18 protein-coding genes and 1 pseudogene are annotated in these 25,684 nt (G+C 70.8%); 12 read left to right on the forward strand and 7 right to left on the reverse strand.

Features of this window, described 5'->3' with window-relative positions:
- Positions 1-106 precede the first annotated feature (106 nt).
- From ACZ4FV_RS19490 to ACZ4FV_RS19530, 9 genes and pseudogenes are all read left to right on the forward strand, one after another.
- Entirely contained in the window at positions 107-1,261 is a 1,155-nt protein-coding gene (locus ACZ4FV_RS19490; protein ID WP_465322992.1) for a Gfo/Idh/MocA family protein, read from the forward strand.
- Positions 1,258-2,754: a sugar ABC transporter ATP-binding protein gene (locus ACZ4FV_RS19495; protein ID WP_465322969.1), complete on the forward strand. Its 1,497-nt coding sequence runs from the start codon at positions 1,258-1,260 to the stop codon at positions 2,752-2,754. The genes ACZ4FV_RS19490 and ACZ4FV_RS19495 overlap by 4 nt, the downstream gene beginning before the upstream one ends.
- The gene (locus ACZ4FV_RS19500; RefSeq protein ID WP_395872426.1) at positions 2,751-3,761 is read left to right on the forward strand and encodes an ABC transporter permease; all 1,011 of its coding nucleotides are present in this window, start codon (positions 2,751-2,753) and stop codon (positions 3,759-3,761) included. The genes ACZ4FV_RS19495 and ACZ4FV_RS19500 overlap by 4 nt, the downstream gene beginning before the upstream one ends.
- Entirely contained in the window at positions 3,761-4,840 is a 1,080-nt protein-coding gene (locus tag ACZ4FV_RS19505; RefSeq protein ID WP_402241499.1) for an ABC transporter permease, read from the forward strand. Before ACZ4FV_RS19500 ends, ACZ4FV_RS19505 begins: the two co-directional genes overlap by 1 nt.
- Positions 4,837-6,057 carry an ABC transporter substrate-binding protein gene (locus ACZ4FV_RS19510; protein ID WP_395872428.1) on the forward strand — a complete coding sequence of 407 codons (1,221 nt, stop codon included), beginning with the start codon at positions 4,837-4,839 and terminating at the stop codon, positions 6,055-6,057. Before ACZ4FV_RS19505 ends, ACZ4FV_RS19510 begins: the two co-directional genes overlap by 4 nt.
- 93 nt (positions 6,058-6,150) lie before the next feature.
- Positions 6,151-7,011, forward strand: a complete 861-nt coding sequence (locus ACZ4FV_RS19515; protein WP_395872430.1) for a sugar phosphate isomerase/epimerase family protein — start codon at positions 6,151-6,153, stop codon at positions 7,009-7,011.
- A 189-nt stretch (positions 7,012-7,200) separates the two neighbouring features.
- Positions 7,201-10,701: pseudogene (locus tag ACZ4FV_RS19520) on the forward strand (ThuA domain-containing protein); the annotation flags it as partial.
- Between the two features lie 93 nt (positions 10,702-10,794).
- Entirely contained in the window at positions 10,795-11,775 is a 981-nt protein-coding gene (locus tag ACZ4FV_RS19525; protein ID WP_465322993.1) for an OmpL47-type beta-barrel domain-containing protein, read from the forward strand.
- A gap of 313 nt (positions 11,776-12,088) precedes the next feature.
- Positions 12,089-13,276 (forward strand): ROK family transcriptional regulator, encoded by a 1,188-nt coding sequence (locus ACZ4FV_RS19530; protein WP_395872431.1) that lies wholly within the window; start codon positions 12,089-12,091, stop codon positions 13,274-13,276.
- Positions 13,277-13,688: 412 nt separating this feature from the next.
- Here ACZ4FV_RS19530 and ACZ4FV_RS19535 read toward each other — a convergent pair whose 3' ends face one another.
- Positions 13,689-14,375 (reverse strand): hypothetical protein, encoded by a 687-nt coding sequence (locus tag ACZ4FV_RS19535; RefSeq protein ID WP_395872433.1) that lies wholly within the window; start codon positions 14,373-14,375, stop codon positions 13,689-13,691.
- An 85-nt stretch (positions 14,376-14,460) separates the two neighbouring features.
- Positions 14,461-15,354 (reverse strand): amidohydrolase family protein, encoded by an 894-nt coding sequence (locus tag ACZ4FV_RS19540; protein ID WP_402240968.1) that lies wholly within the window; start codon positions 15,352-15,354, stop codon positions 14,461-14,463.
- A gap of 331 nt (positions 15,355-15,685) precedes the next feature.
- Here ACZ4FV_RS19540 and ACZ4FV_RS19545 point away from each other — a divergent pair, with 331 nt between their 5' ends.
- Entirely contained in the window at positions 15,686-15,997 is a 312-nt protein-coding gene (locus tag ACZ4FV_RS19545; protein WP_395872436.1) for an L-rhamnose mutarotase, read from the forward strand.
- Between the two features lie 192 nt (positions 15,998-16,189).
- Here ACZ4FV_RS19545 and ACZ4FV_RS19550 read toward each other — a convergent pair whose 3' ends face one another.
- From ACZ4FV_RS19550 to ACZ4FV_RS19560, 3 genes are all read right to left on the reverse strand, one after another.
- Positions 16,190-17,134 (reverse strand): aldo/keto reductase, encoded by a 945-nt coding sequence (locus ACZ4FV_RS19550; protein WP_395872438.1) that lies wholly within the window; start codon positions 17,132-17,134, stop codon positions 16,190-16,192.
- 102 nt (positions 17,135-17,236) lie between these two features.
- Positions 17,237-18,025 (reverse strand): SDR family NAD(P)-dependent oxidoreductase, encoded by a 789-nt coding sequence (locus ACZ4FV_RS19555; protein ID WP_395872440.1) that lies wholly within the window; start codon positions 18,023-18,025, stop codon positions 17,237-17,239.
- The gene (locus tag ACZ4FV_RS19560; RefSeq protein ID WP_395872442.1) at positions 18,022-19,416 is read right to left on the reverse strand and encodes an L-fuconate dehydratase; all 1,395 of its coding nucleotides are present in this window, start codon (positions 19,414-19,416) and stop codon (positions 18,022-18,024) included. Before ACZ4FV_RS19560 ends, ACZ4FV_RS19555 begins: the two co-directional genes overlap by 4 nt.
- Positions 19,417-19,738: 322 nt before the next feature.
- Between ACZ4FV_RS19560 and ACZ4FV_RS19565 the strand changes: the two genes are divergently transcribed.
- Complete coding sequence (locus ACZ4FV_RS19565) at positions 19,739-20,581, forward strand: fumarylacetoacetate hydrolase family protein (RefSeq protein WP_395872444.1); 843 nt, start codon at positions 19,739-19,741, stop codon at positions 20,579-20,581.
- A gap of 154 nt (positions 20,582-20,735) precedes the next feature.
- On the opposite strand, the gene ACZ4FV_RS19570 is transcribed toward ACZ4FV_RS19565, so the two are convergent.
- On the reverse strand, positions 20,736-21,407 hold the full coding sequence (locus ACZ4FV_RS19570; protein WP_395872446.1) for a FadR/GntR family transcriptional regulator: 672 nt from the start codon (positions 21,405-21,407) through the stop codon (positions 20,736-20,738).
- Positions 21,408-22,521: 1,114 nt separating this feature from the next.
- Between ACZ4FV_RS19570 and ACZ4FV_RS19575 the strand changes: the two genes are divergently transcribed.
- On the forward strand, positions 22,522-23,166 hold the full coding sequence (locus tag ACZ4FV_RS19575) for a response regulator transcription factor (RefSeq protein WP_465322970.1): 645 nt from the start codon (positions 22,522-22,524) through the stop codon (positions 23,164-23,166).
- 200 nt (positions 23,167-23,366) lie between these two features.
- Here ACZ4FV_RS19575 and ACZ4FV_RS19580 read toward each other — a convergent pair whose 3' ends face one another.
- Positions 23,367-25,637, reverse strand: coding sequence for an MMPL family transporter (locus ACZ4FV_RS19580; protein WP_465322971.1), 2,271 nt, complete (start codon positions 25,635-25,637; stop codon positions 23,367-23,369).
- Between the last annotated feature and the right edge of the window lie 47 nt (positions 25,638-25,684).

A 25,684-nucleotide genomic window follows, 5' to 3' on the forward strand; every position in this document is an offset into this window, starting at 1 on the left:
ACATTCCTGGCCAAGCACCGGCCGTCCGGGCCGGACAACCCGAAGGGACGCATCCGTGACCACGCAGTTCGACGGTCCGAGCGCAAGCACAGGCATCGGGGTCGGCATGGTCGGCTACTCGTTCATGGGTCGCACGCACTCCCAGGCGTGGCGCACCGTGAACGCCTTCTTCGACCTGGCGCGGGCACCGACGATGGTCGCCCTCGCCGGACGGGACCGCGCCGCGGCGACGACCGCCGCGCGACGCCTGGGCTGGAACGTCGCGCTCACCGACTGGCGCGCGCTGATCGAGCGCGACGACATCGAGATCGTCGACATCTGCACCCCCGGCGCCTCACACGCCGAGATCGCCGTCGCCGCGCTCGCCGCCGGCAAGCACGTCCTGTGCGAGAAGCCGCTGGCCAACACGGTCGCCGAGGCCGAGGCCATGGTGGCCGCCGCCGACGAGGCCGCCACCCGCGGCGTACGCGCCATGGTCGGGTTCAACTACCGCCGCGTACCCGCCGTCACCCTCGCCCGCGATCTCGTCGCGGAGGGACGCCTGGGCGAGATACGCCACGTGCGTGCCCAGTACCTCCAGGACTGGATCGTCGATCCCCAACACCCACTGGTGTGGCGGCTCGCCAAGGACGAGGCCGGCTCCGGCGCGCTCGGTGACATCGGCGCGCACATCATCGACACCGCCCAGTTCGTCACCGGCCAACTCCTCACCGGAGTCAGCGCACTCACCGAGACGTTCGTCCGCCGACGCCCGGTGGCCGAACTCACCGCCGTCCACGGCGACGTCGACGTCGACGACGCCGCGCTGTTCATCGGCCGGCTCTCCGGCGGCGCCCTGGCCTCGTTCGAGGCCACCCGCTTCGCCACCGGACGCAAGAACAGCCTGCGCATCGAGGTGAACGGCTCGGCCGGCAGCATCGCGTTCGACTTCGAGGCCATGAACGAACTGTGGTTCGCCGACCGCACCGACGACGCCCGCACCGCCGGCTTCCGCCGCATCCTGGTCACCGAGCCCGAACACCCCTACGCCGGCGCCTGGTGGCCGGCCGGCCACCTGCTCGGCTACGAGCACACGTTCACGCACCAGGCGGCGGACCTGCTCACCGCGATCACCGAAGGGCGCGACCCGACCCCCACCTTCGCCGACGGACTCCAGATCCAGCGGGTCCTGGCGGCCGTCGAGACCAGTGCCCAGGGCGGCAACGGATGGGTACCGATCCCGACCGGTCGGCTCGCCGCATCCGTGGGAGGTCTTCGATGACGCTGCTGGCGGTAACCGGAATCCGCAAGGAATTCACCGGTGTTCGCGTCCTGCACGACGTCGACCTCGACGTGGGGGCCGGCGAGGTCCACGCGGTCGTGGGGGAGAACGGCGCGGGCAAGTCGACCCTGATGAAGATCCTCGCCGGCGTGCACACCCCCGACGCCGGCACCATCGCCGTCGACGGCACGCCGGTCGCCTTCTCCCACCCCTCCCGCGCCCAGGCCGCCGGCATCGCGATCATCCACCAGGAGTTCACCCTCCTGCCGGAACGCACGGTCGCCGAGAACGTCTTCCTCGGTCGCGAACCCACTCGGCGCGGCCTGGTCGACCGGGGCGCCATGGAGCAGGCCACCACCCGACTCCTGGCCGAACTCTCCGAGACCTCGTTCGGCCCGCGAACGCCCGTCCGCCGCCTGTCGGTTGCTCAGCAGCAGGTCGTCGAGATCGTCAAGGCGTTGTCCACCGACGCCCGCGTGCTGATCATGGACGAGCCCACCGCCGCACTCGCCGACCACGAGGTCGAGCGGCTCTACGCGCTCGTGCGCCGGCTCACCGGACGCGGCCTGGGCATCCTGTACATCTCGCACCGCCTGCGCGAGGTCTTCGACCTGTCGACCCGCGTCACCGTGATCAAGGACGGCCGGCGCGTGGCCACCCTGGCGACCGCGACGACCGACGAGGACACCGTCGTACGCCTGATGGTCGGCCGCGAACTCGGCGCCTACTACCCCCCACGCGCCGGCGCCGCGGACGTCGGCAAGGTGCGCCTCGCCGTCGCCGGAGCCGGAAACGCCAAGCTGGCCGCCATCGACCTCGAACTGCGCGCCGGGCAGGTCGTGGGCATCGCGGGACTCCAGGGATCCGGGCGAACGTCGCTGGCCCGAGCCCTGTTCGGCGCGACACCGTTCACCACCGGCACCATGCGCGTCGACGGCAGGGAGCTGCGTCCGCGTGATCCGCGCGAGGCCATCCGCGCCGGCATCGCGCTCGTCAGCGAGGATCGCAAGGGCGAAGGACTCGCCCTGCGCCAATCCGTACGCGACAACACCCTGCTCGTCGAACGGGCCGTCTTCTCCCGCCCGTTGCGCGCCCGCCCCGCCCCGCCCGTCGCCGATCTGCTGGCCCGCGTGGCACTGCGCGCCCGCGGCGAGGACCAGCAGGTGCGCTACCTGTCCGGCGGCAACCAACAGAAGGTCGTCATCGCCAAGTGGCTCGGGGTGCGCCCGGGAGTGCTCGTCTTCGACGAGCCCACGCGTGGCGTCGACGTCGGCGCCAAGGCCGCCATCCACGAACTCGTCCGCGAACTGGCACGCGAGGGCATGGCGGTGCTCATGGTCTCGTCCGAACTCCCCGAGGTGATCGGGATGAGCGACCGCGTGCTCGTCATGTCCGAAGGCAGGATCGCCGGCGAACTGCCCGCCGGCCCGACCGAAGAAGAGATCATGCGCCTCGCCACCGCCGGTCGCGTGGCCGCCGGGGCCGCCACGTGAACACCCAGGCCCTCGCACCCCGAACACGCACCGCGAAATCCGCCCTCCCCGGCCGGTTCGCCGACCCCACCAGTGTCGTCTACCTGGCCCTGCTGGGGGTCATCCTCCTCGGCTGGATCACCGTCACCGCCCGCGGCGGCTCCTTCCTCACGCTCGACAACACCGTCGGCATCCTGCAGAACTCCGTCGTCCTGGGCCTGATCGCCGTCGGCCAGAGCGTCGTCGTCCTCACCGGCTCCCTGGACCTGTCCGTCGCCTACCTGGTCAGCATCGCCACCCTCGTCGCCGCCGAGACCATGGACGGCTCCGACGGCAACATCGTCCCCGCGATCGCCGCCGTGCTCGCCTTCTCCGTCGCGGTCGGCCTCGCCAACGGCCTCATCGTCACCAAACTGGGGGTCAACGCGTTCATCGCCACCCTCGGCGTCGGCTTCATCCTGCGCGGCTGGATCGAGGACACCTACTCCGGACCCGCCGGCAAGGTCCCCGAGTCCTTCCAACGCCTGGGCTTCGACCGCATGGGCCCGATCCCCGTCTCCGCGTTCCTGCTCCTGGCCGTCGCCGTCGCCGTCTGGTTCGTGCTGCGCCGCACCCGGCTGGGCTATCACATGTACGCCGTCGGCGGCGACGAACAGACCGCCCGCCTGTCGGGCGTGCGCACCCACCGCGTGATCATCGCCGCGCACGTGTTGTGCGCGGTATGCGCCGGGCTGGCCGGGCTGTTCCTCGCCGCCCGCCTGGGCGCCGGCTCGCCGTGGGCCGGCACCGAGGCGCGCTACGACCTCACCTCCATCGCCGCGGTCGTGCTCGGCGGCACCGCGCTCGCGGGCGGCCGCGGCGGGGTCACCGGCACCATCGGCGGCGTGCTGATGCTCGCCGTCCTGGACAGCGTCTTCAACCAGATCGGCGTCGACCCCTTCTTCCAGAACGTGGTGCGCGGCGTCGTCATCATCGTCGCGGTCGCGCTCTACGCCCGCCGAGGCACCACCAAGGGGGTCGCGTCGTGATGGTCGACACCCTGGACAAGCGGCGCCGGGCGCCGCACGCGTCCCCCGATCCGCACCTCGTGGCCCGCGCCACGCCCGCACGACGGTTCGCCGCCTCGCTGCGCGCCGGCGCGCCGGTGTACCTGCTCCTCGCGGTGTTGCTGCTCGCACTGGGCATCGAGGACCCGACGTTCTTCCGACCCGATCCCTTCCTCGCGTTCCTCAAGCGCTCGGCGCCGCTGGTGGTCCTCGCCGCCGGCCAGTACCTCGTGATCGTCTCCGGCGGCTACGACCTGTCGGTGGGCGCGCTCGTCACGGTCGGCGTCGTGGTCACCGCGGAGACCTACCACGCCTTCCCCGGCGCGCACTGGACGATCGTCGTGGCCGTGCTGCTCATCGGCGGCGCGTTCGTCGGCCTGATCAACGGACTCGTGACCACGGTGCTGCGGGTGCCCTCGTTCATCGCGACACTCGGCATGACCCTGATCCTCGAAGGCGCCGTCTTCTACTGGACCCAGGGTTCCCCGAGCGGCATCCTGCCCGACGACTTCCGCCGGATCGGCCGCAGCATCGCCTTCGGATCGGTGCCCTGGGCCGTACTGGTGTGCGTCGCGGTGGGTGTCGTCGCGGTCGTGCTCATGCGATCGAACTTCGGCCGCACCCTGGTCGCCACCGGCGACAACGCCGAGGCCGCGGGACTGGCCGGAGTGCGCGTGATGCGGGTACGCGTACTCGCGTTCGTCCTGTCCGGCACGGCCGCCGCGGTCGCGGCGATCCTCGTCGGCGGCTTCTCCGGGGTCTCCGCCCAGGCCGGGCGGGGTTACGAGTTCGAGGCCATCACCGCCGTCGTCCTCGGCGGCGTCGCACTCGGCGGCGGCAGCGGCTCGGTGGTCGCGGCGATGGCCGGCGCGCTGTCCCTACAGACCCTGTTCACCCTGCTCAACCTGCGCGGGGTCTCCAACGCCCTGGAGACCACCGTCCAGGGCGTCATCGTCATCACCGCCGTCGCGCTGGGAGCCGTCGACTGGTCCCGGCTCCGCGCCCGCGTGTCCGCCCACCTGCCCTTCCTGTCCCGACCCTCCCGAGGAGAATCACGATGAGACACAGACTGTCCGTCGGCCTGACCGTCGCAGCCGCCCTACTGGCCACGGCGTCGTGCTCCAGTGACAAGGCCGACTCCTCGTCGGCGAGCAAGGCCCCCGGCGTCCCCGGCGCGTCCGCCCCCGGAACGAACCCCGGCAAGGGCGACTCCGGCGACTCGAAGTTCTTCGTACAAGCGGACTACGACCGCCAGTTGGCGCTTCTGAAGGCGACTCCGCAAGGCCCCGCGGACAAGCCCTGGGAGCAGATGCTCGACCCGCAGCAGATGGTCGACACCACGCAGTACAAGAAGGACGGCCCGTACGAGATCTGCTTCTCCAACGCGAGCGTCGCCAACAACTGGCGCCAGACCGGCCTCAAGAACATCCAGGCCGAGGCCGCCACCCACCCCGAGATCGCCAAGTTCACCGTCCTGGACGCCCAGGGCAAGGACGACAAACAGATCTCCGACATCCAGGAACTCGCGGGCAAGGGCTGCTCCGCGCTGATCGTCTCGCCCAACACCACCGCCACGCTCACCCCGGCCGTCAAGGCCGCGTGCGGAAAGATCCCGGTCGTCGTCTTCGACCGAGGCGTCAGCACCGACTGCCCGGTCACCTTCGTCAACCCCGTCGGCGGCTACGCCTTCGGCGACACCGGCGCCCGATTCCTGAAGGAGAAGGTCAAGCCCGGCGGGAAGATCCTCGCGCTGCGGATCCTGCCCGGCGTCGACGTCCTGGAGAACCGCTGGGCCGCGGGCAAGCGTGTGCTGGAGCAGGGCGGACTCGATGTCGTCGACGTCAAGTTCACCGACGGCGACCCGGCCAAGACGAAGGCCGTCGTCAGCGACGCCATCCAGCGCCACGGCACCATCGACGGCGTCTGGATGGACGCCGGCGACACCGCCGTCGCGGCCGTCGAGGCGTTCGAGGACGCGGGCAAGAAGGTCCCGCCGATCACCGGCGAGGACCAGCAGCAGTTCCTGGAGGTCTGGAAGAAGAAGAACCTCACCGCGATCGCCCCGACGTACCCCTCGTACCAGTGGCGCACTCCGATCATCGCGGCTCTGAAGATCCTCAAGGGCGAACCGGTACCCAAGGAATGGAAGCTTCCGCAACCCACCATCACGGCCGACAACCGCGATCAGTACCTCAAGCCCGGCATGCCGCCGCTGCATTACGCGATGTGCGGCTGTGAGACGTTGCCCGGCTATCCCGACAAGTGGGGCGGCAAGTAGTCGAACGAGTCGGGGCGATCGTCTCGTCGCCCCGACTCCGATCGGTCACGATCCCGCAGCTTCTTCGATCCCGCGACGACAAGGAGCACCGCCATGCGTGCGCTCGGTGTGAACACCTGGATCTGGGCTTCCCCACTCACCGAAGGCGACCTTCTGCGACTCGCGCCCCGCATCCGTGAGTTCGGCGCGGACGTGGTCGAACTCCCGCTGGAGCAGCCCCATGACTGGAACCCGGTCAAGGTCCGCGAAATCCTGCTCGACCACGACCTGACCGCGGCCTCCGTCGCCGCCGTCATGCCCCCGGGCCGAGACCTCGTCGCCACCGACGCGGCCGGCCTGGGTCGTACCCGCGACTACCTGCGCCGCTGCGTCGACGCCGCCGCCGAGGTCGGCGCGCCCGTCGTCGCCGGCCCCATGTACGCGGCGGTCGGCCGCACCTGGCGCACGACCGAGGCCGAACGCGCCCGCATCCTCGACGAGTTCCGCGACGGCCTCGCCCCGATCGTCGAACACGCCCGCTCCGCCGGCGTCCTCCTGGCCGTCGAACCCCTCAACCGGTACGAGACCAGCGTGCTCAACACCGTCGCGCAAACCCTGGAAGCCATCGCCGAACTCCCCGCCGACGCCGTCGGCATCGCCCTGGACACCTACCACCAGAACATCGAGGAACACGACCTCGTCGGCGCCGTCCAAGCGGCGGCGGGCCGGATCGCGCACGTGCAGGTGTGCGCGAACGACCGCGGCACGCCGGGCACCGACCACCTCGACTGGCCCGGCTTCCTGACCGCCCTGGCGGCAGCCGGCCATCAGGGTCCGCTCTGCATCGAGTCGTTCACCGCGCACAACGCCTCGATCGCGGTGGCCGCCTCCATCTGGAGACCCCTCGCGGCCACCCAGGACACCATCGCCCGCGACGGCATCGCCTTCCTGCGCGCGACCCTCGCCGCGCTCTGACCCGTACGGCACCTCGCCCGGTCCGACCAACCGGCCACGGAAACCCTCGCACCGTCCCGCTCGCCCGCGACCCGCGCGGCACGAGCAGCGCACCCCTGTGCGAAACGAGGAGAACCCATGCGCTCGATCGGTCCACCCCGTCCCCTACCCGCCTCCCGATCCGTGCGATCACTCGGTGCCGTCCTCGCGATGGCCCTGGCCCTGTTCACCCTGACGCCCGTTCCCCAGGCCCAGGCACACGCCACGTTCCGCGCGCTGCTGTTCACCGAGGCCGTCGGCTACGTCCACGAGTCGATCCCGGCCGGCATCAAGATGTTCCAGGACGAGGCCGAGGCGAACCACTACGAGGTCGTGCAGTCCAACGACTCCGCCGTCTTCAACGACGCGAACCTCGCCGGCTTCGACGTCATCGTCATGCTGCAGAACTCGGGCATGGTCTGGGACACCGAGGCCCAGCGCCAAGCCCTGCAGAAGTACGTCCACTCCGGCAAGGGCATCGTGGCCCTGCACAACGCCACCGACATGGGCATCGACAACGAATTCCCGTGGTGGGACAACCTGGTCAACGGCGGCGCCCACATGCCCGCCCACTCGCCGGGGGTCCTGCCCGGCACCGCCAAGGTCGCCGACCGCGTGCACCCCTCGACCAAGGACCTGCCGGAGCGCTGGTCCCGCAGCGAGGAGTGGTACAACTTCGACAAGAACCCCCGGGGCAATGTGCACGTCCTGGTGACGGCGGACGAGAGCACCTACGACCCGGGCCCGTCCAGGATGGGCGCCGACCACCCGATCTCGTGGTGTCGCAACGCCGAGGGCGGCCGGGTCTGGGCCACGGCCATGGGCCACACCGCCTCCTCCTACGCGGAACCCGATCTGCGCAGGCACATCATCGGCGGCCTCAAGTGGGCGGCGGGCAACGTCCCCGGCGACTGCGGGCCGACGGTGTGGAGCAGTTTCGAGAAGGTCGCCCTCGACGAGAACACCGTCGATCCGATGCAGTTGGACGTGGCCCCGGACGGGCGGGTGTTCTACATCCAGCGCGCCGGCGAGGTGAAGGTCTACAAGCCGGACACGCACAGCACGGTCACCGCCGCCAGGCTCGACGTGTACACGGGCGGCGAGGACGGCCTCGTCGGCATGGTCCTGGATCCCGGCTTCGCACAGAACAAGTGGATCTACCTCTACCACTCGCCCAGGAACGCCGCCACGGACGTCAACCGACTCTCCCGGTTCACCGTCACCGGCGACACCATCGACCCCGCGAGCGAGAAGACCGTCATCGAGGTCCCCGCGTACCGCGACCGGACCTTCCCCGAACCCGGACACACCGGCGGCGCCCTCGACTTCGGCCCCGACGGCAGTCTCTACCTGGGCACCGGCGACGACACCCCGCCCAACCTCGATCCGGCGTGGCAGGGCTACGCACCCCTGGACTGGCGACCGGGCAAATCCATGCTCGACGCGGCGCGCACCGCGGGCAACACCAACGACCTGCGCGGCAAGATCCTGCGGATCAGGCCCGGGGCCGACGGCGGATACGACATCCCCACCGGGAACCTGTTCGCCCCGGGCACGGACAGGACCCGGCCCGAGATCTACGCGATGGGCTTCCGCAACCCCTTCCGCTTCCGCGTCGACCAGGGCACCGGCCGGCTGCACGTGGCCGACTACGGCCCCGACCGCGGCCTGCCCACCACCGACCGGGGCCCCGAGGGACTGGTCGAGTACAACGTCATCGCACAGCCCGGCAACTTCGGCTGGCCCTTCTGCCACGGCGACAACCAGCCCTACGCCCCCTACAACCCCGACAACGGCGCCGTGGGACCGAAGTTCGACTGCGCCGCCCCCACGAACCCCTCGCCCAACAACACCGGACTGACCCGGCTCCCGGCCGTGCAAATGCCGCAGATCTGGTACGGCTACGGCACCTCCCCCGAATTCCCCGAGATGGGCAACGGCGGCAGCGCGCCGATGGCCGGCCCCGTCTACCGCTACGACCCCAACAACCCCTCGACCACGAAGTTCCCGGCCTACTACGACGGCGCGGAGTTCTTCTACGAATGGGCACGCGGGTTCGTCAAGGAGATTCGTTCCGACGCGTCGGGTGGTCTTCTACAGGTCAACGACTTCCTGCCGACGGCGCAGCTCGCCAAGCCGATGGACATGACCTTCGGCCCCGACGGCTCGATGTACGTGCTCGACTGGGGCAGGGGTTTCGGCGGCGGGAACGACGACTCCGGTCTCTACCGCATCGACTACACGCAGGGCCGGCGCCAGCCGGTCGCCGTGGCGAAGGGAACGCCGACCAACGGCCCGGCACCGCTGACGGTCGCGTTCTCCAGCAACGGTACGCACGATCCGGGCAACATCCCGATCACCTACGCGTGGGACTTCGAGAGCGACGGCACCGTCGACTCCACCGACCCGAACCCCACCCACGTCTACACCGCCGTCGGCGCCTTCAACGCGCAACTGAAGGTCACCAACACCACCGGTGACACCGGCTTCGCCAACGTGTCCGTCACCGTGGGCAACACCGCGCCCACGATCAAGCTGGACCTCCCGGCCGACGGCGGCTTCATCGAATTCGGCGACCGCGTGCCCTACAAGGTCACGGTCACCGATCCCGAGGACGGAGCGATCGACTGCGCCGAGGTCGTCGTCAACCCCGCACTGGGACACGACGACCACGCGCACCACACCACCGACATCCCCGGCTGCGAAGGCACCATCGACACCGGCGACCTGGGCGGGCACCCCGAAGGCGCCAACCTCTACTACATCGTCAGTGCCAAGTACACCGACAAGGGCGCCTCCGGCGCACCCCCGCTGACCTCGCACACCCGCGCCATGCTCCACCCCCGGCACAAGCAGGCCGAGTACTTCACCGCACAGTCCGGGACCCGGCTGATCAACGAGCCGGGCGCGGAGAACGGCAAACGCCTCGGCGACATCAGCGACAACGACTGGATCATGTTCGACCCGGCGAACCTGGCCGGCACCAAGTCGCTTCGCTACCGGCTGTCCTCGCCCACGGGCGGCGGGTCCATCGAGTTGCGCGCGGACTCTCCCACCGGAACGCTTCTGGGCAGCACACCCGTACCGGCCACCGGCGGCTGGAACGACTACCGGATCACCCCCGGCGTGCCACTCACCGCGCTCGCCGGAACGCACAAGCTCTACGTGGTGTTCAAGACGCCGACGAACCACGCCTACGACCTGGACGCGGTCCTGTTCGATCCCGAGGTGGTCACCGGCGAAATCCAGGCGGGCCTGTACACCCTGACGGCCGAGCACAGCGGCAAGAACATGGCCGTGCAGGGGGCCTCGTCGGCCGAGTCCGCGCCGATCGTGCAACAGGCATCGGGCGCCGGCAAGGAACAGAAGTGGCAGGTCGACCCGGTCGGTGACGGCTCGTACACGATCAAGTCGGCGATCGACGGCAAGTGCCTGGAGGTCCCCGGCTGGTCCACCCAACTCGACGTGCAACTCGTGCAGTACACGTGCAACAACGGCGGCAACCAACACTGGAAGCCCACGGTGAGCGCCAGTGCCGGCACATTCGCGCTGGCCAACGTCACGAGCAAGCTGTGTGCGGACGTCGCCGGCGTCGGCACGCAGGACGGCGCCAAGGTCGTGCAGTGGACCTGCAACGGCGCGGCCAACCAGAACTGGAGGTTCACCAGGGTCGCCACGGACGCCCAGGCACCGGTGACCAACGCGACGCCCGATCCGGCGCAGCCCACCGGCAAGGACGGTTGGTACACGGCGGCTCCCGTCAACGTGACGCTCGCCGGCGTCGACGAGGCGGGTGGGTCCGGGGTCGCTTCCACCGAGTACGACCTGGACGGCGCCGGGTGGGCCGCGTACGACGGAACCCCGGTGAGCGTCAGCGGCGACGGCGAACACAAGCTTCGGTACCGCTCGAAGGACAAGGCGGGCAACACCGAGGAGGGCCGGGAACTGGTGGTCAAGGTCGACGCCACGGCTCCGTTGACCACGGCGGGATTCGCGGCGCCGGGAGACAGCGGCTGGCACCGGGGAGCGATACCCGTCACGCTGAGCGCCGTCGACGCGTCCTCGAAGCTCGCGGGAATCGAATTCGCGCTGGACGGCGGCGCCTGGACGCCCTACTCGGACAGCCCGGTGTCGGTGTCCGGCGACGGGGAGCACGTGCTGCGCTACCGCGGTGTCGACCGGGCCGGACTCGTCGAGCCGGAGAAGGCCGCGACGATCAAGATCGACGGGACCAAGCCCGTGCTGTTGGTCGCGGGGGTCGCCGACGGCGCGGTCTATGGCGACGCGCAGGACGTGCGGGTGAGTTGGGAGGCGATCGATCCGACCTCGGGTGTCAAGACGCTCGCGGGCACGCTCGACGCGAAGCCCTTCACCTCCGGCACCGTTCAACCGTTGTTCGCCCTGAGCCTGGGGCAGCACACGGTCGACGTCTCGGCGGCGGACAACGCGGGCAACACGACGACGACCGCGGTCCGCTTCACGGTGACCACGTCGATGCGCGACATGCAGAACCTCGTCGACCGTTTCCGCGGCACGGGATGGTTGTCCGCGACGGCCAGGACCAAGCTCACCCGACAGATCGAGAAGGCCCGGGTGGCCGAGGCGCAGGGCCGGGACGACCGGGCGATGGCCGAACTCGGCAAACTCAAGACCCTCGTCGCCGACCCGAAGGTGGTCCCGAACGTGGATGTGCGCACGGTGATCACCCGCGATGCGAATCGGGTGATCGCCGACATCGAAGGGTGATCGCCGCCTGAACAGGGCGTAATACCCTCAAAGCAGTAACGGTTCGCGATGACGCGCGCCGGCTCGCCCCGAAGTCGCGGCCCCGTTCCGACGGGGTCGCGGCCTTCGCGGTACCGTCGGCACAACTTTGTTATCGAAATGGAAAAAGTTGATGATGCGCCACGCGAACGACGGAAAACCAGGACAAAAGTCCAGTGCCGGTCACCACGTGCCCGTCACCCGTGACGACCCGGGGAAAGGCTCGGCTGCCTCGGCGGGATCGTCGCGGGACGTGGACGATGTGATCCCACCGGATCACGAGGGGGACGAGGCCATGGAAACGCAGTTCGGACCGGAGAACCGTCACCAGGCGCACCTGCTGGAGTTGTTGCGCGACCACGGGCCGCGGTCGCGGAGCGAACTCGGCGACGCCGTGCAGATCTCACGCTCCAAACTGGCCGTCGAGATCGATCGGCTCGTCGAATTGGGCCTGGTGGAGCCGGCCGGACTCGCGGCCTCGCGTGGCGGGCGACGCTCGGGCATCGTACGTATCGCATCCGCCACGCGGTTCGTCGGCGTCGACATCGGCGCGACGTCGATCGATGTCGCCGTCACCAACGGCGAATTGGAAGTGCTCGGCCATCTGACCGAGCCGTGCGACGTGCGCGGCGGCCCCGCGGCGGTGCTCGACCGGGTATTCGCGCTCGTCGACAAACTGCGCGAGGACGACCCGTTCCCACGAGTCCACGGAGTGGGCATCGGCGTCCCGGGACCGGTGAGCTTTCGTGAGGGCATGCCGGTGATCCCACCGATCATGCCCGGCTGGGACCGTTTCCCGATCCGGGATGTGGTCGGCCGACGACTGGACTGTCCCGTCCTGGTGGACAACGACGTGAACATCATGGCCCTGGGGGAACGCCACGCCGGCGTCGCCCGGTCGATCGACGATCTCCTGCTGGTCAAGATCGGTACGGGTATCGGGTGCGGCATCGTCGTCGGCGGCCGGATCTACCGAGGCGTCTCCGGCAGCGCCGGCGACATCGGCCACATCCGACTCGACGAGTCCGGACCGATGTGCGTGTGCGGCAACACCGGCTGCCTGGAGTCCTACTTCTCCGGCTGGGCCCTGGCCCGTGAGGCCGAAGCGGCGGCCGCGTCGGGCGCCTCTCCCTTCCTCGCCCGCAGGTCCGCCGAGAACGGGCCCCTCTCCGCCCGCGACGTCGGCGACGCGGTCACCGCCGGCGACCCCGGCGCGGTGACCATCGTGCGTGAGGGCGCCGCCCGACTCGGCCGGGTGATCGCCGCGCTCGTGAGCTTCTTCAACCCCGCGATGGTGATCATCGGGGGCGGTGTGGCCGGACTCGGCCACCCGCTGCTCGCCGAGATCCGCAGCGTCGTGTATCGCCAGTCGTTGCCCCTGGCGACGGAGAACCTGCCCATCGTGCTGTCCGAACTGGGCGGCGCCGCGGGCGTCGTCGGAGCGACACACCTGATCAGCGACCACGTCCTGACCATCGCGTGAGAACCCCGATCGCCGGACCGGCGCGGGCGGCGGGCCCGATCTCGGTACCCCGCCCCCGGCCCGGCCCGTCGCCGACGACAAGGAGCTCGCGCCGTTACGAGTCCAGCGCGCTGGGAGGCGCTTCGGGCAGCCGGAGGTGCAGGAGGCGTTGTACTCGAAGTGCCACGCCTCGTTGTCGTACATCCGGCACCAGCCGTACTTGCTGCCCTTGGCCTGGAGCCAGGCCTGGGCTCCTCGTAGGGAGCCCGGAACCTTTCCTGGATCACCTCCCGCATTCGCCCCACCCGGTCGAAGCCGACGTGGGACAAGCCATTGCAACCGGATCGGTCCGACCGGCGTTCCCCTCGACCGTGCCCCGCCGACCGGCCGCATCCGCTTCGCCGAACGGCCGCTTCGGCGCGAACCGGTGGGGTCAGCCGATCCCGTCTCCGGTGGTCGTCGAGCCGTCCCCGCCGACACCGAGTTTCCCGGCCCAGGCCAACGCTCCCGCGTGCAGCGCGTCGTGGTCGTCGGTGCCCGCTCCCGGATCGGAGTTCATCAGCTCCGCGAGCACCGCGCCGTCCAGGTCGCGCGCGAGTACGCGGCCGAGGAAGCGCGCGTTGACCTCCCGGTCCCGGTAACCGCACTCGTCGAAGACCCCGGGCAACTCCTCGGCGTCGAGCACGCCGGGCGTGGCGTCGAAGGAGGCCGCCAGTCCGTCGTCCTGGACGAAGTCCGGATAGGACGCGCGTCCCCACGCGAGCGAGCCGGGTTCCCACCAGTAGAGGTAGCCCAGTTCGTAGCCGTCGATCAATGGCCGCAACATCTCGACCGGCAGCCAGGAAGGCGCGCCCGCCAACAGATCCACGGGCTCGTCCCCCGCATAGGTCGTATCGCTGCAGTCGACGTCCTGGCCGTACAGCAGGGCCCGCCCATCCGGTCGCAGCACCAGTGTCCACGCGCCGTTGGAGTGCCAGAACCCGAGTTCGCCCTCCTCGTGCGCATAGTTGGAGGGAAATCGGGGGCTCTTGGTGAGTGCGAGCAACACCGAGGCGGCGGCGCGCGTCCACAACTGCTCGGGAGCGTCGAGGTCTTCCGGAAGTCCGGGTCGATTCGCCATGTCCGCTCCCATCGTCGCGCGCTTGGCCGCCCACCGTATCCTCCGCACTCGGCGACCGGGGACGAGGTCCGATACGGCGCGCACTTCACCGCCCTCCCCCACCGCCTCGGTCGAACCCTCGGAAGCCGTACACGGCCCGGGCGGTGGCGCCGAAGACGCGATCCCGCTCGGCGGCCGACAGGCCGACGCAGGTGCGCTCCGCGAGCGAGAGGACGTCGTCGTACGACGCCGCGAGTGTGCACACCGGCCAGTCCGAGCCGAACATGGTGCGTTCGGGGCCGAACATCTCCAACGCGTGGCGTGCGTAGGGAAGCACCTGTTCGACCGTCCACGCCCGCCAGTCGGCCTCGGTCACGATGCCGGACAGCTTGACCGCGACGTTGGGCAACGCGGCGATCTCGTGCAGCGCGGCGGCCCAGGGCTCCCAGGCAGCGGCGCCCGCGCCGATATCGGGCTTGCCGATGTGGTCCAGCACGAAGGACTGTTCCGGATGCTCGCGGACGACTCGGCACGCGGCGGCCAACTGGGCCGGCTTGACGAGCAGGTCGTACACGATGCCGGCGCGCGTCAACGCGGCCAGTGCGCGGCCCACATCCGGTCGCAGCAGCCATCGGGGGTCCGGCTCGTCCTGTACCAGGTGCCGGATCCCGACCAGGCGCTCGCCACCCGGTCCGGCACGCAACTCGGCCACCCGATCGGCGACGTCGGGTGCGGTCAGGTCCACCCAGCCGACCACCGCGACGACCGGCGTGGTCGGATCGGCCGCCACGGCCAGGAGTTCGGCGCTCTCCGCGGTGTCCGTGACCGCCTGGACCGCGATGGTCGCGATCTCACCCGGGTTCGGTACGGCTGCCGCGAGTTCGGCCGACCCGAATCGACCGCGCAGCGGATCGGCCCAGGGACCGTCCATCCAGCCGTACTCGCGTTCGTCGGTATCCCACAGGTGGTGGTGCGCGTCGACTCGGACGGGAACCTTCACACCGCCTCCACACGAACGCGCGGCACGACGCCGCGCTCGGGGCGCGCGACACCGGGAGCTCCTGCACGCGGATCTTTCACGAAAACGCCCCTCCCGATCTCGTAAATCTCCCACACCCGACCGTCATTCATCGGGTCACTCAAGATATTAAGCCCGAATTGCCAGAATTTCTGTGAACATTCCCTCGAATTGATAGGACCACTGAAACGTCATGATCGGTACGGTGTCAAGACTTGACGCCGCGCCGCCCTCACGGGATACCTGTGATCCGACCACGTCGGACCCAGCGACGCGCCGTCGAATCACCACCGACACCAAGGAGTTCGAAGCCATGCGCGTAGCCCTGCACACCCGACTCGCAGCGGGCCGCGAGAGCGAGTACGAGCAAGCCCACCGCGAGGTACCGGAGCCCTTGATCGCGGCGATCAAGGCGGGCGGCGCCCACGAGTGGAACATCTGGCGCAGCGGCCGGGACCTGTTCCACCTGATCGAGTGCGACGACTACGCCGCACTGCTCGCGTCCCTTGCCGACTTGCCGGTCAACATCGAATGGCAGGCCCGGATGGGCGAGTTGACCGAGGTCGCGCACGACTACTCGGCCGAAGGGGCCGACGCGAGCCTGCCGCTGATCTGGAGCCTGTGACCTCACGACCGCGCCCCCGGTGGTGATTCCGGAGCCGGAGTCGCCACCGGGGGCGCGGTCGCGCACGAGCGACGCGCCCTGGGCGTTCGACGCGGCATACCTGAGCACGTGGCACCGTGCGGCGGGGCCCGTTTCCCCGGTGGGGAAACGGGCCCGTCGGCTCGCCCTGCCCCAGTGCGGGGCGAGTCGGTCTCAGGTCGCGGCGGCGAGGTCGGCCCACAGGGCCGCCGGGACGTCCCACTCTCCCATCGCGACCGTGTCGGCCGCCTCCTCCGGGCTGCGGGCGCCGACCAGGACGGTGGCGACCGCGGGGTGTGCCGCGGCGAAGCCGATCGCCGCGGCGCGCAGTGGCACGTCGTAGCCCGCGCAGATCGCCTTCAGCCGCAGCGCGCGGGCGAGCACGTCGGCGTCGGCAGGTGCGTAGTCGAAGTGGGCGCCGGGACGCGGGTCGGCGAGCAGACCGCTGTTGAACACCCCGCCCGCCAGTACCGAGACGCCGCGCTTCGCACAGTGGTCGAGCAACGGGCCGCCGCTGCGGTCGAGCAGGGTGTACCGGCCGGCGAGCAGTACGCAGTCCACGTCGGTTTCGGCGACGAATCGATCGAGCATCGCGGACTGGTTCATCCCGACCCCGATCGCGCCCACGACGCCCTGCTCGCGCAGTGCCACCAGGGCGGGCACGGCCTCGTGCGCGGCCTGCTCCCAGTGGTCGTCGGGGTCGTGCACGAGGGCGATGTCGATCCGGTCCAACCCCAGGCGTTCCAGGCTGGATTCGAGGCTGCGCCGCACGCCGTCGGCGGAGTAGTCGCGTACGCGGCGCCGGTGCGGCGTGTCGACGAACCCCTCCGCGGCGGTGGGCGCGGCCGGGTCGTCGACCAGGAGGCGGCCGACCTTGGTGGAGAGCGTGTACGCGTCGCGCGGGTATCCGCGCAGGGCGGCGCCGAGCCGCGTCTCGGACAGGCCCACGCCGTAGTGCGGGGCGGTGTCGAAGCAGCGGATCCCGGCCGCCCACGCGGCCTCGACGCTCGCGCGCGCCTGGGCGTCGGTGCCGGCCGTGTACAGGTTGCCGAACGCCGCCGCGCCCAGGCCGATCGAGGTCGCGACGACGCGCGTGTCGCCGATGCGATTGCTTTCCACGAACGATGCTCCTTGTCCGGTGGACGGGCGTGCGGCCGGGCAGGCGAAGTGGACGCTTCGCCTGCCCGGACTCCACGATCCCGGCGTCTTCGCGATGGGGCGTTACTCCGGCCGCAGCCGCAGGCCCTGCATGCCGCCGTCGACGGCGAGCGAGGTGCCGGTGGTGGAGGCGGCCAGGGGACTCGCCAGCGAGCAGATCGCGAACGCGACCTCGTCGGCGCCGACGAGCCGACCCATCGGCTGGCGCGCGGCCAGGGCCGCCCGCTCGCGTGCGGGGTCGTCGGCCGCGTCCAGCAGTCGGCCGACCCAGGGCGTGTCGGCGGTACCGGGATTGACGCAGTTCACCCGGATGCCTTCCCGCACGTGGTCGGCCGCCATCGCGAGGGTGAGCGCCAGCACCGCACCCTTGGAGGCGGAGTACAGCGCGCGTTGCGGCAGACCCGCGGTCGCGGCGATCGAGCAGGTGTTGACGACGGCCGCGTGTGCGGAAACGCGCAGGTACGGCAGCGCGGCGCGGGTGACCCGGACCAGGCCGACGACGTTGACGTCCAGCACCCGGTGCCACTCGGCGTCGTCGTTGTCGGCGACGGTGCCGGCCGCGCCGATGCCGGCGTTGTTGACCACGATGTCCAGGCCGCCGAGGAGTTCGGCGGCGGCCCGGACGGCCGCGGTGACCGAGGCGTCGTCGGTGACGTCGGCGGTGAACGCGGGCAGTTCCCGGTCACCGGCGAGGGCGGCGGGGTCGCGGTCGAGTATCGCCACGCGCGCGCCGCGGGCGGTCAGCATCCGGGCGGTGGCCAGGCCGATCCCGGACGCGCCGCCGGTGACCAGGGCGGTGCGGCCGGCGAAGTCCCCGGACGGGGTGGAAACCGGTGCGGGCGGGTTGCTCACGCGGACACCTCCACGGGAAGCGCCTGTGCGGCGCGGTCGGCGACCCAGAACTCGCCGTCGGGGTGGCGGAATCGGGCGATCGAGGCGGGTTTCATGGTCGCGGAGAAGCCGGGCCCGGTAGGCGCCCGGTAGTTCCCGTCGACGATCACGACCGGGTCGACGAAATGCTCGTGCAGGTGGTCGACGTACTCGATGACCCGGTCGTCGATCCGACCGCTGACCGCGACGTAGTCGAACATCGACAGGTGCTGGACGAGTTCGCACAGGCCCACGCCGCCGGCGTGCGGGCACACCGGGACGTCGAATTTGGCGGCGAGCAGCAGGATCGCGATGTTCTCGTTGACGCCGCCGACCCGGCAGGCGTCGATCTGCACGAAGTCGATCGCCTGCGCCTGGAGCAGTTGCTTGAAGACGATCCGGTTCTGCACGTGCTCGCCGGTGGCGACCTTGACCGGGGCGATCGCCTTGCGGATCGCCGCGTGCCCCAACACCTCGTCCGGGCTGGTCGGTTCCTCGATCCAGTGTGGGTCGAACTCGGCGAGCGAGCGCATCCGATCGATCGCCTCGTCGACCTCCCAGCGCTGGTTGGCGTCCACCGCGATGCGGATGTCCGGGCCGACGCTCTCCCGGGCGATCCGGCAGCGGCGGATGTCGTCGGCCGGGTCGGCGCCGACCTTGAGCTTGATCTGGGTGAAGCCTTCGGCGACGGCCTCGCGGCACAACCGGGCGAGTTTGTCGTCGTCGTAGCCCAGCCATCCGGGCGAGGTCGTGTACGCGGGATACCCGTCGCGGCGCAGCGCCCGGGCGCGTTCGGCGCGGGTGGGTTCGGCGCGGCGCAGGATCTCCAGCGCGTCCTCGCGGGTGAGCGCGTCGCCGAGGTAGCGGAAGTCGACGAGGTCGACGATCTGTTCCGGCGTCAGGTCGGCGAGCAGCTGCCACAGGGGTTTGCCGGCACGCTTGGCCTTGAGGTCCCACGCGGCGTTGACGACGGCGGAGATGGCCATGTGCATGATGCCCTTCTCCGGGCCCAGCCAGCGGAACTGGCTGTCGCCGACCAGGGACCGGGAGAACGCGCCGAGGTCGTCGAGCAGGTCGTCGAGCGGGCGGCCGACCACGTGGGGGCGCAGCGCGTCGATCGCGGCGACCTGTACGTCGTTGCCGCGGCCGATCGTGAAGGAGAAGCCGTGGCCCTCGTGGCCGTCGCCGGCGTCGGTGCGGAGCACGACGTAGGCCGCCGAGTAGTCGGGGTCCGGGTTCATCGCGTCGGACCCGTCGAGTTCCCGGGAGGTCGGGAAGCGGATGTCGGCCGTCGCGAGCTCGGTGACGACGTGTGGGGTCCGTGGCGTGGGCCGGGTGGGCCGGCTCACGCCGTTCGGGTGCTGCGGGGTCACGTGTGGCTCCTCGGTTCTCGGCCGTGCGGCCCGGCCGCCGCGAACGGGATGGGTTCCCTGGAACGGGTTCCCGGTGGTGGGCTCCCGGTGGCGGGTGTCCGGGGCGGGCGTGGCTCTGACGCTCCAGACATCCGATGTATATCGCGACTGGCGTCCGCCCGTCCAGCATTCCTCCGATCAATACTTGACTTCTGTTCGGCCATTGACCGTAATCGACTTGTTTTGTCGCCTCATCTGACATATACATCGGATGACTAGTCGGTCGACTGCTGGTCGGCCGCCCCAGACGAACGACACGTTCGAGATGCCAGAGGAGATCGCTGTGAAGCTAGTCCGCGTGGGCGCGCCCGGTTGTGAACGCCCGGCCGTGCTGGACCGGGGTGGGGTCCTGCGCGACCTGTCGGGCGTGGTCGGCGACATCGACGCGGCGTTGCTCGCGGATCTCTCGGTACTGCCGGATCCGGCGTCGTTGCCGGTGCTCGACGCGCCCGCCGGCGTACGGTTCGGGCCGCCGCTCGCCCGCCCCGGCAAGATCGTGTGCGTCGGGTTGAACTACCACGACCACGCGCGCGAGACCGGCGCGGAGACACCCGCCGAACCGATCGTGTTCATGAAGGCTCCCGACACGGTGGTCGGTCCCGACGACACGGTGCTGGTGCCGCGCGCGTCGAGGGCCACCGACTGGGAGGTCGAGCTCGCGGTGGTGATCGGCCGTACCGCCGCGTATCTGACCGCGGATCAGGATCCGTTGGGGTATGTGGCCGGCTACGCGATCAGCCACGACGTCTCCGAGCGCGACTTCCAACTCCTGCGCGGCGGCCAGTGGGACAAGGGCAAGAACTGCGCGACGTTCAATCCGCTGGGCCCATGGCTGGTCACCGCCGACGAGGTGCCCGACCCCCAGGCCCTCGCGCTGACCCTGAGCGTGAACGGCACGCTCCGGCAGAACGGGTCGACGGCCGACATGATCTTCCCTGTCGCGTTCCTGGTCGCGTACCTGTCGCAGTTCATGACGCTGTACCCGGGCGATGTGATCAACACCGGGACTCCCGCGGGTGTCGCCCTGGGGCAGCCCGACCCCAAGCCGTACCTGCGCGCCGGCGACACCGTCGAGTTGGCCGTCACCGGGCTGGGCACGCAGCGACAGACCTTCGCCGACGCCTGATCCCTCGGAGGTGTCGCGCCCGCCGGGTCCGTCCGGCGGGCCGTGCGGCCCGCGGGGTGTGCGGGTTGTCCCGTGCGTGTGCGGCGGGTCCGGCGCGTCGGCGGGTGTGCGTGGCCGCCCGGCCCGTCGAACGCCCGCGCGGCCCGTCGACGCGTCATGCCATCTTGCGCAGCCACTGCTCGACACCCGCGATGTGCGCCGTCGACCACGCACGTGCCGCCTCCGCGTCGCCGCTCTCCAACGCGTCCACGATCGCCTGGTGTTCGCGCACCGTCTGCGCCCACGAATCGCCCTGGGTCAGCCCGCGCCAGACCCGGGCGCGCATGGTGGGGCTGGAGAGCGAGTCCAGCAGCGAGCACAGCACCACGTTGCCGCTGAAGCCGGCGATCGCCTGGTGGAAGCGCAGATCCTGGTCGATCAGCTGCTCGGGCGTCGGGTGCGGATCGTCCACCTGTGCCAGGGCGCGCAACTCGGCGATCCCGGCGTCGTCGACGCGTTCCGCCGCCAGCGCGGTGGCGGCCGGCTCCAGGATCCGACGGACCTGGAGGAAGTCGAGCACGCTCTTGTCGTGGTGGAAGTCCACGACGAACGCGATCGCGCCCATGAGCAGCCCCGGTTCCAGGCTGGTCACGTAGGTACCGTCGCCCTGCCGCACGTCCAGGATCTGGATCAGCGACAGCGCCTTGACCGCCTCGCGCAACGAGTTGCGCGAGAGCCCCAGCTTCGTGGCCAGGTCGGCTTCCTTGGGAAGCTTGTCGCCGGGCTTGAGTTCCCCGGAGACGATCATCTCCTTGATCCTGTCGATGGCTTCGTCCGTCACAGCCACGCCGATGATCCTTCCAGAGGTCCGATGACTACCAGTATGACGGGCCCGGGATCAAGAAGACAGCGCGTCCGGATCTCAGCGCGCCGAGTACTCCCCCGCGCACCCGCGCCCCGGGTCACGCCGGGTTCGGCGCTGGGCTGATCCGCCGCACCATCGGTGCGGGCACAGCGGCTCGAACATGCGGTAGCGGCAGGCTCGACAGGTCCTCGACGGCGCACGCGTCACCGTCCCCGCCGAGCCGGGCACACGTGCCGTCCGCGGCGACCACGAGCGGCGGCAACACGGGCATCCCGCTCCGGGACGATCCGGCAAGGTCACGTAAAGGTCACCGTCGCGCGCGCCACGGCGCCCCCGCAGGCCCTCAGCCGTCCGATCTTCCGCGACGCGCCAGGAACGAATCCCGTACACGGCGTGACCGTTGCCCGCCGGCCATACCCCATCTCGCGCGACCGCGTCCTGATTCCGGCGAGACCCGACCGGTCGGGCGAGGCCGATGCCAGGTCGTCTCGCCGGCGACGGTGGGTACCACCGAGCGGCGCGCGTCGTTCGCGAGCGGCACGGCACGGAGGCGTTCGCGGCCTCTCCCTCCCCCTTGTCGCGCGGCTCCCGGATGGGGCGCGACGGTGGGAATGGCCGGCGGAACGCGCCTTGTCCTGCAGGGCGTCGCGCTCGACGTCGCCGAGGGCGAGGTCCTCGGTGTAGTTGATCGATGCGCCCGTCATGTACGAGAACTCCGCGGCGGCCAGGGACAATACCGCGGCGGCGATCTCGGTGGCAGGAGGGGTTGGCCAACGTCGCCCGGCACGGCGGGTCGGATCCGACCGTCCGGGTCGTCGTCGGGCCCGACCCCTCGGGCGCCACCCGGGTGGAGATCGCGAACCACGGCGGGAAGGCACCGAGCGGGGCTCGGGACGGCGGGTCCCGGCCGGATCAGGGACTGGGTCTCGTCGGGCTGCGCGAGCGGATGACCCTGCTCGGCGGTACGTTGCACGCTGCCCCCGATCCCGGGTCCGACCCGACGGCCGAGGGAGGTGGGCCGGCTGCTCGTGGCCACGTTGCCGGCCGGTCCCGCCGACCGCTTCCCGGCCGCCTCGGTCGAAGCGGGGGCGGCCCGATGATCCGGCTCCTGATCGTCGACGATCAACGACTCGTCCGCGCGGGCCTGCGCATGCTGTGCGCGCCGGCCGACGACCTGGAGGTGGTCGCGGAGGCCGGAAACGGCCACGAGGCCACCCGGCTCGCCGCGCGCCTTCGTCCCGACGTCGTCCTGATGGACCTGCACATGCCCGGCATCGACGGCGCCGAGGCCACCCGCCGGATCCTGGCCGAGCGGCCGACGACCAAGGTGGTGGTGCTCACCACGTTCGACGACGACGATCACCTCTACCCCGCGCCGACCGCCGGCGCCTGCGGCTTCCTGGCCAAGGACGTCGCCCCGGAGGAACTCCTGGACGCGATCCGCCGCGCGGCCGCCGGGAATTCGCCCTTCAGCCCGGCGACGCTGCGCCGCGTGGTCGCCCGGGCCGTCGCGGCCGAGACCACGCCGGACCCGCAGGCGCCGACCGAGGGGACGCGGCTGACCAGGCGCGAGATCGAGGTGCTCACCCTGGTGGGCCACGGTCTCTCCAACCCGGCGATCGCCGACCGCCTCCACGTGGGCGTGACGACGGTCAAGTCCCACTTGGCCACCATGATGGGCAAGACCGGGACGAACAACCGTGTACGCCTGGCCGCACGCATGGGCCTGCTCACGGAGTGACGCCCGCCGACCGGCAGGCGGCGCGGGCCCGTTGCCAACGACGCGGGACACGCGACGGGCCAGGCGCAGGCGTCCGGTCACGGAGACCGCGCCTGCCCCAACCCCCATCGATCACGTGCCCCAACCCCCCCGGCCACAGCCGCGACGGGTACTGGGTGACGCGCTGAGGTGCCGGATGCCAAGGGCGGGCAGGAGTTGAGTCAACGGTCGACCAGCCGTGGACGCGGGGCCTCACCCGTGGATTCCGCGTCGGTGTCGTCGGTGCCGACCGGGCCGCGGGGAAGCATCCGGTCCAGCCACTTCGGCAGCCACCAGTTGGCCCGGCCGAGGAGTGTCATGGTCGCCGGTACCAGCACCATGCGTACGACCGTGGCGTCGATGAAGATCGCGGTGGCCAGGCCGAGCCCGAACATTTTGATGGAGGGGTCGTCGGCGACGGCGAAGGACGTGAAGACCGCCACCATGATGAGGGCGGCCGAGGTGATGATCCGGGCGGTGCCCGAGACGCCCTCGACGATCGCCGTGCCGTTGTCGCCGGTGCGCAGGTACTCCTCGCGTACACGGGAGAGGAGGAACACCTCGTAGTCCATCGACAGGCCGAACAGGATGGCGAAGAGGAACATCGGGATGAACGACACGATCGGAACCGTCGCTTCCAGCCCGATGAGTGCGCCTCCCCAGCCCCACTGGAAGACCGCGACCATGATGCCGTAGGCCGCGCCGATGCTCAGCAGATTCAGCAGTACCGCCTTGAGCGGTACGAGTATCGAGCGGAAGACCAGCATCAGCAGCAGGAACGACATCGCCAGCACGGCGGCGACGAACATCGGCAGACGTTGGCTGGTGCGTTGGCCCACATCGGACAGGCTCGCGGTGGCGCCGCCGATGTGGGCCCTGGCCGGGCCGTGCCCGATCGCCGTGGGCAGCACGTCGGCACGCAGCCGGGCGATGGTGTCGGCCGTGGCCTTGTCCTGAGGGCTGGTGGTCGGGAACACCACGAGGGTCGCGATGCCGGTGGCCCGATCGATGTGCGTCGGCGCGACGGCTGCGATGCCCGGATCCGCCGCGACCGTTGCGACGAGTCGGTCCAGCACTCCCGGATCACCGGTGGGGTCCGCGGCGATGACGAGGGGACCGTTGGTGCCCGGGCCGAACCCCTCGGCGACGAGGTCGTAGGCCCGGCGCTCGGTACGGCTGTGCGGCAGTGAGCCGTCGTCGGGCAGGCCGACGCGCAGGCCGAGCACGGGCAGCGTCGCGGTCAGCAGCAGCCCCGCCGCGCCGACCGCGTACGGCACCGGGTGCCGGCTGACGTGCCCGATCCAGCGACGCCACCCGGCGGCGTGGGCGGCGCCTGCCGCCGGGCCCCGCCGCCGTGCGAGTCGGCCCGGCTTCCAGGTCTGCAGAGCCCGGCCGATCCGGCCGGCCCGGGCCAGGCGTGGGCCGGCGGCGCCGAGGAAGGCCGGCAGCAGCGTCACCGACGCGAGCACCATGGTCAGGACGACGATCGAGACGGCGAGACCGCCCACCGTCATGAACGGTACGTTCGCGACCGCCATGCCGAGGATCGATACGACGACGGTGCCGCCGGCGAAGACCACGGGCCTCCCCGCCGTGGCCACCGCTCGCCCCGCCGCCTCGCGGGGATCGAGCCCGCGCGCGAGGTACTCCCGGTGCCTGGCGAGCACGAACAGCGCGTAGTCGATGCCCACTCCGAGCCCGACCATGCTGCCCAGGACAGGGGCGAAGGTCGGGACGTCCGTCACCCCCGCCAGTACCGTCATCGCGGCAACCCCGACGGTCAGCCCGAAGACCGCCATGCCGATCGGCAGCGCGGCGGCGACGAGCGAACCGAACGCCAGGAACAGGATCGCGGCCGCGGCGAGGATGCCGATCAGCTCGCTTGTGCCGCCGTTGGGGTCGGAGAAGGCGTAGAAGAGGTTCCCGCCCATCTCGATGCGCAGGGGCAGTTCGGCGCGCAGCCGGTCGCCGAGATCGACGAGGGCGTCGAGGTCTTCGGCCGACAGCCGGCTCTGGTCGGGGTACTGCACCCGGACGACCGCGATCCGCCCGTCGGCCGAGACAAGGCCGTCGCGCACGGTGGTGTCCCCGCCTGCGTCGAGTGCCCCCGCCGGGTCGCTCGTGCCGAGCACGTGCGGCAGCCGCCGCACCTCGGTCTGCAGCCGAGTGAGAGCGGTGCGCGCGCTGCCGTGGTCGAAGAACGTCGCACCGCCGTCGAGGGGGGTGACGACCACTTGGGCGGTCATCCCCTCCTGGCCGGTGCCGGCCCGCTCGATCAGTTGCGCGGCCCGTTGGGAGTCCAGGCCCGGAGCGGTCATCGAATCCGCGGTCCGCCCGCCGATGGCGATCGCGGCGAGGACGGCAAGCGTGGCGGCAATCAGCCACGCCGCGATCACCCGCCACGGATGGCGCGCGGCGCTTGCGCCCAGGCGCAACAGGGCTTTCGAGAGCATCGGTTCCTCCAACCACCGCGGCGGCCGTCCGTGTACGGCCGCCGATG

The sequence above is a fragment of the Embleya sp. NPDC025285 genome (assembly GCF_055558835.1).

What these genes read in the sequence shown, in the direction of transcription:
- ACZ4FV_RS19505 (WP_402241499.1), top strand. Translation starts at nt 3,761, where the DNA reads ATGGTCGACACCCTGGACAAGCGGCGCCGGGCGCCGCACGCGTCCCCC.
- ACZ4FV_RS19575 (WP_465322970.1), top strand. Translation starts at nt 22,522, where the DNA reads ATGATCCGGCTCCTGATCGTCGACGATCAACGACTCGTCCGCGCGGGC.
- ACZ4FV_RS19490 (WP_465322992.1), top strand. Translation starts at nt 107, where the DNA reads ATGGTCGGCTACTCGTTCATGGGTCGCACGCACTCCCAGGCGTGGCGC.
- ACZ4FV_RS19530 (WP_395872431.1), top strand. Translation starts at nt 12,089, where the DNA reads ATGGAAACGCAGTTCGGACCGGAGAACCGTCACCAGGCGCACCTGCTG.
- ACZ4FV_RS19545 (WP_395872436.1), top strand. Translation starts at nt 15,686, where the DNA reads ATGCGCGTAGCCCTGCACACCCGACTCGCAGCGGGCCGCGAGAGCGAG.
- ACZ4FV_RS19510 (WP_395872428.1), top strand. Translation starts at nt 4,837, where the DNA reads ATGAGACACAGACTGTCCGTCGGCCTGACCGTCGCAGCCGCCCTACTG.
- ACZ4FV_RS19515 (WP_395872430.1), top strand. Translation starts at nt 6,151, where the DNA reads ATGCGTGCGCTCGGTGTGAACACCTGGATCTGGGCTTCCCCACTCACC.
- ACZ4FV_RS19535 (WP_395872433.1), bottom strand. Translation starts at nt 14,375, where the DNA reads ATGGCGAATCGACCCGGACTTCCGGAAGACCTCGACGCTCCCGAGCAG.
- ACZ4FV_RS19495 (WP_465322969.1), top strand. Translation starts at nt 1,258, where the DNA reads ATGACGCTGCTGGCGGTAACCGGAATCCGCAAGGAATTCACCGGTGTT.
- ACZ4FV_RS19580 (WP_465322971.1), bottom strand. Translation starts at nt 25,637, where the DNA reads ATGCTCTCGAAAGCCCTGTTGCGCCTGGGCGCAAGCGCCGCGCGCCAT.